This window comes from Streptomyces crystallinus (assembly GCF_039521265.1).
GTDB classification, from domain to species: domain Bacteria; phylum Actinomycetota; class Actinomycetes; order Streptomycetales; family Streptomycetaceae; genus Streptomyces; species Streptomyces crystallinus.
In genome coordinates this window covers 362,955-375,826 of sequence record NZ_BAAACA010000014.1, presented here as the reverse complement: position 1 = coordinate 375,826, position 12,872 = coordinate 362,955, and the positions used below count along the sequence as shown (strand labels likewise).

Annotated in this window: 15 protein-coding genes; 10 read left to right on the top strand and 5 right to left on the bottom strand. The window is 71.3% G+C overall.

The features are described from left to right. Nucleotides 1–21 precede the first annotated feature (21 nt). Entirely contained in the window at nt 22–402 is a 381-nt protein-coding gene (locus ABD236_RS12315; protein WP_344073541.1) for a hypothetical protein, read from the top strand. Nucleotides 403–462: 60 nt separating this feature from the next. Here ABD236_RS12315 and ABD236_RS12310 read toward each other — a convergent pair whose 3' ends face one another. Next, nucleotides 463–1,557, bottom strand: coding sequence for a carboxylate-amine ligase (locus ABD236_RS12310; RefSeq protein WP_344073539.1), 1,095 nt, complete (start codon nt 1,555–1,557; stop codon nt 463–465). 182 nt (nt 1,558–1,739) lie between these two features. Between ABD236_RS12310 and ABD236_RS12305 the strand changes: the two genes are divergently transcribed. From ABD236_RS12305 to ABD236_RS12290, 4 genes are all read left to right on the top strand, one after another. After that, nucleotides 1,740–2,093, top strand: coding sequence for a DUF6479 family protein (locus tag ABD236_RS12305; protein WP_344073535.1), 354 nt, complete (start codon nt 1,740–1,742; stop codon nt 2,091–2,093). A gap of 114 nt (nt 2,094–2,207) precedes the next feature. Then, a complete protein-coding gene (locus tag ABD236_RS12300) occupies nt 2,208–2,621 on the top strand; it encodes a CBS domain-containing protein (RefSeq protein WP_344073533.1) in 414 nt (137 codons plus the stop codon). Nucleotides 2,622–2,695: 74 nt separating this feature from the next. Next, nucleotides 2,696–3,247, top strand: a complete 552-nt coding sequence (locus ABD236_RS12295) for a type 1 glutamine amidotransferase domain-containing protein (RefSeq protein ID WP_344073531.1) — start codon at nt 2,696–2,698, stop codon at nt 3,245–3,247. Then, a complete protein-coding gene (locus ABD236_RS12290) occupies nt 3,244–5,313 on the top strand; it encodes a catalase (protein WP_344073529.1) in 2,070 nt (689 codons plus the stop codon). The genes ABD236_RS12295 and ABD236_RS12290 overlap by 4 nt, the downstream gene beginning before the upstream one ends. A gap of 78 nt (nt 5,314–5,391) precedes the next feature. Here the strand turns inward: ABD236_RS12290 and ABD236_RS12285 are convergent, their stop codons facing one another. The 3 genes from ABD236_RS12285 to ABD236_RS12275 all read right to left on the bottom strand — a co-directional run bounded on the left by ABD236_RS12285 (nt 5,392) and on the right by ABD236_RS12275 (nt 7,793). Beyond that, nucleotides 5,392–6,915: an FAD-dependent oxidoreductase gene (locus tag ABD236_RS12285; RefSeq protein ID WP_344073527.1), complete on the bottom strand. Its 1,524-nt coding sequence runs from the start codon at nt 6,913–6,915 to the stop codon at nt 5,392–5,394. A 184-nt stretch (nt 6,916–7,099) separates the two neighbouring features. Next, nucleotides 7,100–7,423 (bottom strand): plasmid stabilization protein, encoded by a 324-nt coding sequence (locus tag ABD236_RS12280; protein ID WP_344073525.1) that lies wholly within the window; start codon nt 7,421–7,423, stop codon nt 7,100–7,102. Nucleotides 7,424–7,571: 148 nt separating this feature from the next. Then, nucleotides 7,572–7,793, bottom strand: a complete 222-nt coding sequence (locus tag ABD236_RS12275) for a hypothetical protein (protein WP_344073523.1) — start codon at nt 7,791–7,793, stop codon at nt 7,572–7,574. A gap of 185 nt (nt 7,794–7,978) precedes the next feature. Here ABD236_RS12275 and ABD236_RS12270 point away from each other — a divergent pair, with 185 nt between their 5' ends. The 4 genes from ABD236_RS12270 to ABD236_RS12255 all read left to right on the top strand — a co-directional run bounded on the left by ABD236_RS12270 (nt 7,979) and on the right by ABD236_RS12255 (nt 11,321). Continuing rightward, a complete protein-coding gene (locus ABD236_RS12270) occupies nt 7,979–9,451 on the top strand; it encodes an aminotransferase class I/II-fold pyridoxal phosphate-dependent enzyme (protein ID WP_344073521.1) in 1,473 nt (490 codons plus the stop codon). A 144-nt stretch (nt 9,452–9,595) separates the two neighbouring features. Continuing rightward, nucleotides 9,596–10,294: a nucleotidyltransferase family protein gene (locus tag ABD236_RS12265; protein WP_344073519.1), complete on the top strand. Its 699-nt coding sequence runs from the start codon at nt 9,596–9,598 to the stop codon at nt 10,292–10,294. Further along, nucleotides 10,291–10,548, top strand: a complete 258-nt coding sequence (locus ABD236_RS12260; protein WP_344073517.1) for a BON domain-containing protein — start codon at nt 10,291–10,293, stop codon at nt 10,546–10,548. Before ABD236_RS12265 ends, ABD236_RS12260 begins: the two co-directional genes overlap by 4 nt. Beyond that, nucleotides 10,545–11,321, top strand: a complete 777-nt coding sequence (locus tag ABD236_RS12255; protein ID WP_344073515.1) for a metallophosphoesterase family protein — start codon at nt 10,545–10,547, stop codon at nt 11,319–11,321. Before ABD236_RS12260 ends, ABD236_RS12255 begins: the two co-directional genes overlap by 4 nt. Before the next feature lie 19 nt (nt 11,322–11,340). On the opposite strand, the gene ABD236_RS12250 is transcribed toward ABD236_RS12255, so the two are convergent. Further along, entirely contained in the window at nt 11,341–11,841 is a 501-nt protein-coding gene (locus tag ABD236_RS12250) for a hemerythrin domain-containing protein (RefSeq protein WP_344073513.1), read from the bottom strand. A gap of 229 nt (nt 11,842–12,070) precedes the next feature. Between ABD236_RS12250 and ABD236_RS12245 the strand changes: the two genes are divergently transcribed. Further along, a complete protein-coding gene (locus ABD236_RS12245; protein ID WP_344073511.1) occupies nt 12,071–12,871 on the top strand; it encodes a SigB/SigF/SigG family RNA polymerase sigma factor in 801 nt (266 codons plus the stop codon). Nucleotide 12,872: the final 1 nt, after the last annotated feature.

Genomic DNA, 12,872 nt, shown 5'->3' with positions numbered 1-12,872 from the left:
AAGAGTGAGGAGGGGCGGATCATGGAATCCACCCTCGGTACCGATGTGCCGTCGGCGCAGCACGTACACCTGGTCCTCGGTGGTTGCTCGCCCGAGGACGCCGAGGCGGTGCTCGTGAGCCTGGACCGGTGGTTCCCCTCCGAGCGGGGGGTGACGGTTCCTTCCACGCGGCACCTCGCCGCGCATCCGACCGTGTGGACCGTGATGGTCGACACCTCCCACCTCCCTGACGAGGTGGATCCGGTGGCCCTGGAGGAGAGCGTCATCGTCAACATGCAGGGCGGCCCCAGGGCGGTGGGGCGGCTGCGCTCCACGCTGAGCCGGGCCTTCGAGGTGAGTGACGACGGTACGGCCTCGGGCGACCAGGAAGTGGATGTGCAGCTCCAGTTGCGGAGTGGGTGACGTCACCCATCGACGCCCGTCGCCAACTCAGGACGACTCACGTCGACAACCCAGGACGGCTCACGCCAGCAGACTCTGGCTCGTGATCAGATCGCGCACCGCGGGCAGCCCGCCCTCGGCGAACGCCTTCCGCTGCCGGTCCGCACCCGTCCCCTCCCGCAGCAACCGGTGGAGCAGGGCGTTCACTTCGCGGGAGTCGCCGGCCGCCTCGAGGGCGGGGCCGATGTGCTGGGTGAGCATGCACAGCACGTCACCGCAGCTGCGCAGCTCTCCGTCGGGGGCGACCAGCTTGCCGGACAGGCCGTCGCGGGCCGCGCGCCAGGTGGCGGCCTGAAGGAGCTCGCCCGGGCACTCCGGGATGGGTACGCCTTCCTTCTGCTCGCGCATCGCGGTGGTCACCAGGGCCCGTACGATGCCGGCGAGCAGCACCGCGTCGTCGGCTCTCAACTGCACGTCGAGGCAGCGGACTTCGACCGTGGGGAAGTGCTCGCTCAGCCGCGCGTGCCAGTACAGCTGGCCGTTGTCCATGATGGCCCCGGCCGCCTTCAGGGCACGTGCGCGGCTCTCGTAGTCCTCGAGGCCGGTGAAGTACGGCGGCGGGCCGCTGACGGGCCAGCGACTGAAGACGAGAGTGCGCCAGCTGGCGAATCCGGTGCTGCGGCCCTCCCAGAGGGGGGAGTTGACCGACATCGCCAGGAGCGTGGGCAGCCAGACGCGGATACGGTTGAGCACGGCGACGCCCACCTCGCGGTCGGGTACGCCGACGTGCACATGCATACCGTTGATCAGCTGCTCGTCGACGAGTTGCCCCGCGTCGGTGTGCATGGCCAGATAGCGGGGGCGCTCGGTGACGGGCACGGGGGCGGCGCCCACGGCCGGGGCGGCGCCCACGGCCGCCAGCCGGCAGCCGAGGCCCTCGGCGGCGGACCCGAGGGCGTGGCGCAGACGCAGCAGATGGCCGCCGATCTCCTCCAGGGTCACACAGACCGGGGTCGCGACCTCGACCTGCGCCTGGAGCAGTTCGGGCTGGAGTTCCTCCTCGTCGACGGCGGGGCCCAGGCCGGCGGCGGCCCGTACGCCCTCGGAGCGGGCGACCGGCAGTCCGGTGGTGGGATGCACCAGGAGATACTCTTCTTCGACCCCAAACGTGATCATGGCCTCCGGGTACCCCTGTGCGGGTAGTGTGAACCGTATTCACCGCCCGTGGGTCCGGGCTGGGGCGAAGAGGGGCCGTACGGCTCGACACCGTAGGGGCTTACGGCCTGAAGGCGATGCCCTGTACGGCACGTTTGGCGGAACACCCCGTTTCGGGGAGATCTGCCGGGTACCCGGCAGTCATGACCTTGCGCAGTACAGAACTGGCAGCGGGCCGCGACCTGGCGGTCGGCGTGGCCCCTTTCGTCGTTGGTGTGATCATCGTGGCGCTGCTCATCGCGCTGGTGTGGCGCGGGCAGCAGCGCAGGCGCGCCCGGGTGCCGCGCCCCGAGGAGCAGCCCCGGCTGCCCGACTCGGGGCCGGTGGGCGAGATCGTCGAGCGCCGCGAGCCGGACGACGTGCCGCGTGACACCGACCGGTTGACCCCGCACAGACTGTCCGGCTTCGGAAACTCCGGTACCCGGCGGGCCGGGGACCGGGAGGAACCACCGGCGGACGACCGTGATCGTGGGGGTCGCGGTCCCGCCGGTGGGTGAGACCGGCTGGCACGCCGTCTTGGACCCGGCACGTCCCCCGCGTGTCCGTCGGGGTGGAGCGGGCACCCGGCGGCCATCGACCCATCCACCCGCATTGGAGCGAGGAGCAAGCACATGACCACCGCACGCGACATCATGACGCCCGGCGCGGAGTGCGCCGCGGCCCAGAAGTCCGTCCTGGACGCCGCCGTCAAGCTCACGGAGCTGGGCGTGGGGTCGCTGCCCATCTGCGGCGCCGACAACCGGCTGAAGGGCGTGATCACCGACCGTGACATCGTCGTCAAGGTGCTCGGCGCCGGCAAGGACCCCGCCGAGACCACCGCCGGTGACCTCGCCCAGGGTGAGGCCGTCACCATCGGCGCCGACGACGACGTGGCCGAGGTCTTCGCGACGATGAAGGCCCACCAGGTCCGGCGGCTGCCCGTCATCGACGGCCACACCCTGGTCGGCATGGTCGCCCTGGCCGACGTGGCGCGCTCCCTGCCCTCGCCGCAGGTGGGCGACCTCCTCGAAGTCCTGTCGAGCTGACGCGCCGGAGAGCACGGACCGGCGCCACGCCCCGACCGGCGCGGCGCCACCCACACGGAAAGGACCGAGCACACATGCGGATCGCATTCCTCGTCGCGCCGGAAGGCGTGGAGCAGATAGAGCTGACCGACCCGTGGCAGGCGGTGCACGCCACCGGCGGCGTGCCCGTGCTGGTCTCCACCGAGAAGGGGGAGATCCAGGCCTTCGAGCACCTCGACAAGGGGGACACGTTCCCCGTCGACGAGGTGGTCGGCGAGGCGGACGTGGCGGACTTCGACGGCCTCGTCCTGCCCGGCGGCGTCGCCAACCCCGACTTCCTGCGGACGGACGAGAAGGCCGTGGCGTTCACCAAGGCGTTCTTCGACGCGGGCAAGCCGGTGGCGGCGATCTGCCACGCGCCCTGGACGCTGGTGGAGGCCGATGTGGTGCGCGGGCGGGTGCTGACGTCCTGGCCGAGCCTGCGGACCGACATCCGCAACGCCGGCGGCGACTGGGTGGACGAGCAGGTGAAGGTCTGCGACCACGGACCGAACACCCTGATCACCAGCCGTAAGCCGGACGACCTGCCGGCCTTCTGCGAGGCGCTCACCAAGGAGTTCGACAAGGCCGAGAGGACCGCCAGGTGACCGACGCCCAGCGCGTACAGCGCGACGCCCACCAGGCCGAGGACCCCGCGTCGGGCCCGCTGACCACCGACCAGGGAGTCGTGGTGGACCACACCGACGACTCCTTGCGGGTCGGTGAGCGCGGGCCCACCCTCCTGGAGGACTTCCACTTCCGGGAGAAGCTCACCCACTTCGACCACGAGCGGATCCCGGAGCGCGTGGTGCACGCGCGGGGCGCCGGCGCGTACGGGTATTTCCAGCCGTACGAGTCGTGTGCGGACTTCACCCAGGCCGCGTTCCTCCAGGATCCCGACGTCAAGACCCCGGTGTTCGTCCGGTTCTCGACCGTGCAGGGCCCGCGCGGCTCCGCCGACACCGTACGGGACATACGCGGCTTCGCCACCAAGTTCTATACCTCGCAGGGCAATTACGACCTCGTGGGCAACAATGTGCCGGTCTTCTTCATCCAGGACGGCATCAAGTTTCCCGATTTCGTCCACGCGCTGAAGCCCGAGCCGCACAACGAGATCCCCACCGGCGCCTCCGCGCACGACACGCTGTGGGACTTCGTGTCCCTCCAGCCCGAGACGCTGCACGCCATCATGTGGCTGATGTCCGACCGTGCCATTCCGCGCAGCTACCGGATGATGCAGGGGTTCGGGGTGCACACCTTCCGCTTCGTGGACGCGGAGGGCAACGGGACCTTCGTGAAGTTCCACTGGAAGCCCAAGCTCGGTGTCCAGTCGCTCGTCTGGGACGAGGCCCAGGAGTGCCAGGGGCGCGATCCGGACTTCAACCGCCGTGACCTGTGGCAGGCCATCGAGGAGGGCGACTTCCCCGAGTGGGAGCTGGGCGTCCAACTGGTGCCGGAGGACGACGAGTTCGCCTTCGACTTCGATCTGCTGGACGCCACCAAGCTGATCCCGGAGGAGCAGGTGCCCGTGCGGCCCATCGGCCGGATGGTCCTGGACCGCAACCCCGAGAACTTCTTCGCGGAGACCGAACAGGTCGCCTTCCACACCGCCAACGTGGTGCCGGGCATCGACTTCACCAACGACCCGCTGCTCCAGGCGCGGAACTTCTCCTATCTGGACACCCAGCTGCTGCGCCTGGGCGGCCCCAACTTCGCCCAGCTGCCGGTGAACCGGCCCGTCGCCCCCGTACGGACCAACCACCGCGACGGCCCGCACCAGAGCGCTGTCCACTCCGGCAGGACCAGCTACACGCCCAACTCGCTCGGCGGTGGCTGCCCGGCCGTCGCGGGAGCGGCCGCGGGTGCCTACCGCCACCATGTGGAGCGCGTGGACGGGGAGACGATCCGGCGCCGCAGCGCCAGTTTCCAGGACCACTACAGCCAGGCGGCGCTGTTCTGGAACAGCATGAGCGACTGGGAGAAGCAGCACATCGTCGACGCCTTCCGCTTCGAACTCGGCAAGGTCGAGGCGATGAGCGTACGGGCCCGTACCGTCGAGGTGCTGGCGTCGGTGGACGGGGGGCTGGCCACGGCGGTGGCCGAGGGCATCGGTGTCCCGGCGCCGCAGCAGAACGGCGCTCTCCACAAGGGGAGTTCGCCCGCGCTCAGTCTGGAGTCCCTGCGCGGCGACGGCTCCATCCGCACCCGGAAGATCGCCCTGCTGGTGGCCGACGGCCTGGAGACGGAACACCTCGCACCGATCCGCGAGGCGCTGACCTCGCGCGGTGCGACCGTGGAGGCCATCGCGCCGCACGACGGCAAGATCACCGGTCTGGACGGCAGCGGTTACGTCGTCGACCGGGCCCTGCCGACGGTCGCCTCGGTTCTCTACGACGCGGTGCTGCTGCCGGACGGGCCGCCCGGCCAGTCGCCGCTGCTCGCCGAGGAGGCGGTCGTGCGCTTCGTCCGGGACGCCTACCGCCACGGCAAACCGATCGGGGCGCTGGGTTCGTCGGTGGCGCTGCTGGAGCGCCTGGGTGTCCCCGCCGACGAGCAGGGAGTCGTCGCGACCGCTTCGGCCCCGTCGTCCGGTGACGGTGAGGAGTTCACCCGGAGCTTCATCGAGGCCGTGGCCGCCCACCGCCACTGGAACCGCCCGCCGTTGCGGCACTGAGCCGCGCGTACTTCGGCCCCATGGGAAGTCCCATGGGGCCGAAGTACGCGTGGGGCCCAAGCGCGCGCCGGACGTCGCTCACAGCTTCCGGGGATCCAGTGGACGCGTCGCCGGGCCCTGGACGACCTTTCCGTCCGTGTCGAAGCGGGACCCGTGGCAGGGGCACTCCCAGGTGCGCTCCGCGCTGTTGAAGGAGACCAGACAGCCCAGATGGGTGCAGCGCGCCGACACGGCGTGCGCCTCGCCCTTCTCGTCGCGGTAGACGGCACACCGCTCGCCGTCGACACGCACCACGGCGCCGCTGTCCGGTTCGATGTCGGAGACGCCCTTGACCTGCGGCGGGCGCAGCCGGTCACCGACGAAGTGCCGGGCGACCTTGGTCTGGTGGTGCAGGAACGCGGGTGCCTGGCGCACGGCGCTGAGGATGCGGGTCGGGTCGTACAGGTCGCTCCACGGCAGCCGTTCACCGGTGATCAACCCGGTGAGCAGACGGCCGGCCATGATCCCGCCGCTCATGCCCCAGCCGCCGAACCCGGTGGCCACATACGTATGGGAGGCCCTCGGGTGGAGGCGGCCGACCAGCGGCACCTGGTCCGTAGGGTCGGTGTCCTGGGCGGCCCAGCGATGGGTAGCGGTGATGCCCGGGAAGTGCTGCTGGGCCCAGTCGGCGAGCCGGTCGAACCGGGCGGGGGTGCCCTGCGCGCCGGGGGTGAAACTCTCGCCGGTGACGATGAGCAGCCGTCGGCCGTCTTCGTAGGGCGCGGTGCGCACCGAGCGGGTGTTGAGTTCCGGGGTGATGTACATGCCCTCCGGGTCGCGGTCGGCCGCGATCGGGGCGGCGACGACGAGTTCGCGGTGGGTGGCCAGGCGCGTGAACAGCAGAGCCCGGTCGAAGACGGGGTAGTGGGTGGCCACCACGACGTCGCGGGCGGTCACCGTCGCTCCGGCCCCGGTGGTCACCCGGCAGGGTTCCCCCTCGTCCAGGTCCACGACAGTGGTGTTCTCGTGGATCCGGCCGCCGTGGGCGCACAGGTCGTCCGCGAGAGCCAGCAGGTATGTGCGCGGGTGGAACTGGGCCTGGTCCGCCAGCCGTACGGCACCTGCCACCGGGTAGGGCAGACCCGTCTCCGTCACGAATTCGGCGGGCAGTCCCGCTGCACGTGCCGCCTCCGCCTCGGCGCGCAGTTCGCCGGTGCGGTGGGTGTCGCGCAGATAGGTGTACGCGGGGACGCGCTCCCAGTCGCAGTCGATGCCCAGCTCGTCCACGAGGTGGGCGGCGTGCTCGATGGCGTCGGTCTGCGACCGCGCGTACAGGCGGGCGGCCTCCGCGCCACGGGTACGCAGCAACCGGTCGTAGGCCAGTGAGTGCAGTGCCGTGAGTTTGGCCGTGGTGTGGCCGGTGACGCCCTGGGCGATCCGACCGGCCTCGACGACGACCACGCTCAGCCCGGCACGTGCGAGTTCACGCCCGGTGCTGAGGCCCGCGATGCCCGCTCCGACGACGACCACGTCTGCTTCGGTATCCCCGTCCAGAGGGGGATACGGAGTGCCGGGAGCGGTGTCGATCCAATACGATCCGCCGGTAGTCCGCGTTGCGTTCATGTGCGCCGGGTGCCCGTCGGCAGGCCGTCGACACCTCCAGCGTCCCCCCGCCCGTACCAGGCGTCTCACCAGGCGGTTTTCGGCTCCCTCGACACCGACGGCCGGGTGGGACGCGTCTGGCGTCCCACCCCGGGGCCGGTGTCCGTCGGTTTCGGTGATGCGTCTGTCCGGTGATCCGATCGGCTCAGCGGCCGAGTGCGCGCTGGAGCTGCGCCTTGTTCATGTCGGAGCGGCCGTGGATGTTGCGGCGCTGGGCCTCCGCGTACAACTGGTCGTACGTGGGGCCCTGGGAGCCGCTGTGGGAGCGCTGGCCGCCGCGCTTGGAGGACGACATGTCCTGCGTGGAGCTCTTGCTGGCGGTCTTGGACTCGCCGGAGCGGGCGCGCTCCTTGTTGACGGTCCTGGCGGCGATCTCCTTGGCGCGCTTGCCGCTCTCGCCGCGCTGTTCAGCGCTTTCCTTGATGTGCTCGTACTGGCGTTCCCGCTTGGGGCTGGATCCGCGAGGCATGTCGACTCCTTGACTGCTCGGATGACTGTGTGTTCACCATCTGCTCTTGGGGGTCACCCCGCAATCGGCGAAGGGCCGTGGGTGGCACAGCGCCTCACGGGGGCGGGCTCGTGTCGCGCGATCGGCTCACGGGTGTCGCGCGGTCGGCCTACGAGCCGGAGCGCTTCTGCGCATCGGTGTTGGGGGTGAGCGCGTCCCCGGCCTCGCCGTCGTCCTCGTCGCGGCCGGGGTGTCCGTGCTCCCGTCGCTCCGGGGCCTCGGGCCTGGTCGCCGCCTCCTCGATCTCCCGGAAGACCTCGTCCAGCGCGGTGTCCTGCTCGCCGGTGGGGCCGCCCTTGTCGTCCTTGCCCGAGGGGGTGTGGTGGCTCATGGATCTGCCTTTCGCTCTGACAACGCACCGTGCAACGCCGGTTCCCCGGCTCTGGTCGGGTGCCCGGCCCGGGGCGAATGACACGGGTCCGGGGTACGGAGACCGGTTCGGCCGAATCGCCGCGTTCGCACCCGTTCGGTGGTGGACCGGGTTACCGGGAGCGGCTTGTGGGGCACCCGGCCCTCATGCATCTGGATCACCACGAGGCGCCGGTGTTGGAGGCGCTCGCCCGTTACCGCGAGGCGGACGAGCTCGGTTTCACCCCGCCCGGCCACAAACAGGCGCGCGGCGCCGACCCCGCCGTGCGGGCGGTGCTCGGGGACGCCGTCTTCCACGGCGATGTGCTGGCCAGCGGAGGCCTGGACGACCGGCGCACCAAGGGCCGGGTCCTGGAACGGGCCGAGGCGCTGATGGCGGACGCGGTCCACGCGGAGCACACCTTCTTCTCCACCTGCGGCAGCTCCCTGTCGGTCAAGGCGGCCATGCTCACCGTCGCCGCGCACGGCCAGAAGCTCCTGGTGGGCCGTGACGCGCACAAGTCGGTGATCGCGGGTCTGATCCTGTCCGGCATCGAGCCGGTGTGGATCGAGCCGCAGTGGGACCGGGAGCGCCACCTCGCGCACCCGCCCTCGGCCGCCGCCTTCGAGCAGGCCTTCGCCGAGCACCCCGACGCCCGGGGCGCCCTGGTGACCAGCCCCACCCCGTACGGGTCGGCCGCCGCGCTCCAGGAGATCGCCGAGGTGTGCCACCGGCGCTCGCGCCCGCTGATCGTGGACGAGGCGTGGGGGGCGCATCTGCCGTTCCACCGGGCGCTTCCGTCGTGGGCGATGGACGCCGGAGCGGACGTGTGCGTCACGAGCATCCACAAGATGGGCAGCGGCCTCGAACAGGGCTCCGTCTTCCACCTCCAGGGCAACCTCATCGACCCGGCCGCGCTCGCCTCCCGGGCCGACCTCCTGGGCACCACCAGCCCCTCGGTGCTGCTGTACGCGGGCATCGACGGCTGGCGCCGACAGATGGCCCTGCACGGCCACGACCTGATGGGCCGGGCCCTGGACCTCGCCGGCGAGGTGCGCGCGAGCATCGAGGCGATCGACGGCCTGCACGTCAACGACGAGGACGACTTCTGCGGCCCGGGACTCGCGGCCGAGTTCGACCCGCTGCCCGTCGTCATCGACCTCGCGCGGCTCGGCACCACGGGCTATCGCGCCGCCGACTGGGTGCGCGCGCGGCACCACATCGACCTGCACCTCTTCGACCACCGGCGGATCAGCGCGCAGCTCACCCACGCCGACGACGCCGCCACCACCGAGCGCCTGCTCACCGCGCTGAGGGACCTCGTCGACCACGCCGACGCGCTGCGGCCCGCGCCCGAGGTCGCCGTCCCCGACCCCGGGAACCTGCGGATGAAGCAGTCCTGGCTGCCCCGGGACGCCTACTTCAGCACCACGCAGGACGTGCCCTGGAAGGAGGCGGCCGGGCGCGTCGCGGCGGAAATGATCACGCCGTACCCGCCGGGCATCCCGGTGGTCCTGCCGGGTGAGGAACTGACCGAGCCGGTGCTGCGCTATCTGCGCAGTGGCGTGGAGGCGGGGATGAACCTCCCCGACGCGGCGGACACACAGCTGGAGACCGTACGGGTCGTCGCCGAGGACTGACGGGCCCGCGACGCACCGGGCGGGAGGTCCGGCCGCTGCCCGCAGGGCGGGGTGTCATGGCGACGAGGGCGGGTACCGGGGAGGCGTTCGCGGTTCACGAACCAGGCCGTTCGCGGTTCACGAACCCAGCCGAAGGAAGTGGCCATGAGGACGAACGGACAGGACACGCCGGGCCGCCGTGACGACGCCACGCCCGGGCTGCCCCTCGCCACCCAGGAGTCCACCCGGCCCCCCGCGCGCAAGGAGCAGGAGCTGCCGCGCGACCACAGCCAGGCGATCCTGGAGGCGGCCAAGCAGGTGGGCGCCATCCTGAAGCGGGCCGGGCACAAGTTCGCGCTGGCCGGGAGCGTGGCGGTCTACGCCCACGGCGGCAGCGGAAGGCTCCAGCACGACGCTGACTTCTGCGTGCTTCCCGAAGACGCCGAAGCCGTGGCCGCGTCCCTGCGCGAGGCCGGGCTCGACGTCCACCGCCCGCCGGAGGACTGGCTGCTGAAGACCACCTGCTTCGACCAGGACGTCGACCTCATCTTCGAGCTGGCCCACCGTCCGGTCGACGTGGACCTGCTGGCGCGCGCCGAGGATCTGTCCGTCGACTCCGTGCACATGCCGGTGCTCTCGGCGACCGATGTACTGGTGAGCCTGAACAGCGCCTTCTCCGAACACCACTGCGACTTCGGGGCCGTGCTTCCGGTGGCCCGCGCACTGCGCGAGAAGGTGGACTGGAGCGATGTGCGGCGCCGGTGCGCGGACGAGCCGATGCCGGCCGCGTTCCTCTTCCTCCTGGAGCGGCTGCACGTCATCGAACCCGAGCAGTCCTCCGCACCCCCGCGGGAGCAGCCATGAAAGACCAGCCGGAGAGCCTGGAATACCGCGTCGCCCACCTCGCCGACCGGCTCGCCGCCGGTGAGTGGGGCGAGCTGGGCGTACGGGCGGAGGCCCGCGGCGGGGCGGTCCTGCTGACCGGGACCGTGCCGTCGGCCAAGTGCCGCGACGACATCATCCGTACCGCCCGCGACGTGCTCGCGGACCTGCCCGTGCACTGTGACATCGTCGTCGCGGAGACAGCGGCGCCCGCCCACGCGGAGGACCTGCCATGACCCGGATCGCGGCCGTCGGCGACATCCATATGGGCCCGGACAACGAGGGCACGCTCCGCCCCGCCTTCGAGACACTGCCGGAGTGCGCCGACGTCCTGCTGCTGGCCGGTGACCTCACCCGGCACGGGACGGCGGAGGAGGCGCGGGTCGTCGCGCGGGAGATCAAGGACCTGGCCGTCCCGGTGGTCGCGGTGCTGGGCAACCACGACCACCACGACGACAAGCCGGAGCTGGTGACGGAGATCCTCAAGGACGCCGGAGCCCATGTCCTGGAGGGCGAGGCCACCGTCGTCACGCACGGCGGCCACCGGATCGGCGTGGCCGGCACCAAGGGCTTCGGCGGCGGTTTCGTGGGCCGCTGCGCGGGCGAGTTCGGCGAACCCGTCATGAAGGAGTTCGTACGCTACTCCCGCCATCGCGCCGACACCCTGCGCGCGGCCCTGGAGGACCTGGCGCAGCGGGAGTGCGACGTACGGATCGCCCTGACGCACTTCTCGCCCGTCCCCGACACGCTGGCCGGCGAGCCCCCGGAGATCTATCCGTTCCTCGGCAGCTATCTGCTCGCCGAGGCCATCGACACGGCCGGCGCCGACCTCGCCGTGCACGGTCACGCCCACTCCGGTACGGAACACGGCCGCACCAGCGGGGGAGTGCGGGTGCGCAACGTGGCGCAGCCCGTGATCGGAGGGGCCTTCCACGTCTACAGCCTGCCGGGCCGCGACGCAGGCCCGCCGAGTGGCGACGCGGCCTCCTCGGCGGGCCCGGTGGCGTAGGGGACCGCTGAACGGATCGCTATCCGAAGAGCGCGGTGGCGGCCTTCTTGAGCGCGCCGGGCTGCGCCGGGCGCCGGGGGGCGTTGGCGCGGACCTCGATCATGCGCGCGCCGATCTCCTGGAGCTCCTTGCGGCCCAGAGCCGCGCGCACCTTGGGGAACCAGTCGCTCTCCTCCTCGTCCATGTGGTGGCTCACCGACTCGATCAGCACGGTCGTCTTGGCGTCGAAGCGTTCGTCGTCAGGGCCCATGAGGTCCAGCTCGGCGCAGAGCAGGTCGGCCACGTGGTGCTCCTCGAAGGACTCCAGGATGTCGGACTCCAGGTCCGGGACGAGCACCCGGACCTTGGGGTACATGACCTCGTTCTCGATATAGGTGTGGACGGTCAGGGCTTCCACGATCTTGTCGACGAGGTTGTGCTTGGTGGCCTTCGCATCCGCACCCGCGGCCTGGAAGGCCCGGAACAGCTTGCGGATCTCCTTGTGGTCGTCCCTGAGAAGCACGATGGCATCGGTGGACATGACGGCTCCCTTTCGTCGTTGCCTTCCAACGGCGTCCGTCAGGTACCCCGCAGGTCACCCTCACACCCAGGGAAAATTGCCCGAATTTCCCCCCTTTCGAGCGCATGACTCCCGCTCCAGCGGACATACGCCCCCGCGGAACGGCCGGCGCGGGACGTGAGCGCGGGATTTCCGGCCCGCGCCCCGTTCCACCAGAAGGTGAACCCCGCGTTCCCGAGGAGCGGAAGTCATGCCCACCCGTCGTGACACCCACCGCACGTATGACGACACCCCCCGCACCGACGAGGCCTTCGTACGGCTCGCCGCCCTGCCGGAGGGAGCCGCGCGCACGGCCCTGCGCGAGGAGCTGGTCCGTGCCTGGCTGCCGCTCTCGGAACGGCTCGCCGGGCGCTACCGCGACCGCGGCGAGACCGCCGACGACCTGCGCCAGACAGCCGCCGTGGGACTGCTCAAGGCCGTCGACGGCTTCGACCCCTCGCACGGCACCGCCTTCATCGCGTACGCCGTTCCCACCATCACCGGCGAGATCAAGCGGCACTTCCGCGACCACATGTGGACCGTGCATGTGCCCCGCCGTGTCCAGGAGCTGCGCAACCGCGTCCGCGAGGCGCGGCACGAGCTCCAGGACGCGGGAGGCGGCGAGCCGGGCGTCCGCGAGATCGCCGGGTACACCGGGCTGAGCGAAGCCGACGTCCGGGCCGGTATGGAGGCCCTGCAGAGCTTCCGCGCCCTGTCCCTGGACGCCGAGCAGAGCGGCAGCGAGAGCCCGTGCACCCTGGCCGACGCCATGGGCGCAGACGACCCGGCCCTCGACACCCTCATCGACCGCGAGTCCGCCAAGCCCGGTCTGCACGCGCTGCCCGCCCGCGAACGCAGGATCCTCTATCTGCGCTACTTCCAGGGCATGACGCAGAAGAACATCGGCCGCGAGCTCGGCATCTCCCAGATGCACGTCTGCCGGCTGCTCCGGCAGTGCTGCGAGAGCCTGCGCGACGAGGCGATGTGCGCCGCACCCGGAGAGGCCGCGTGAG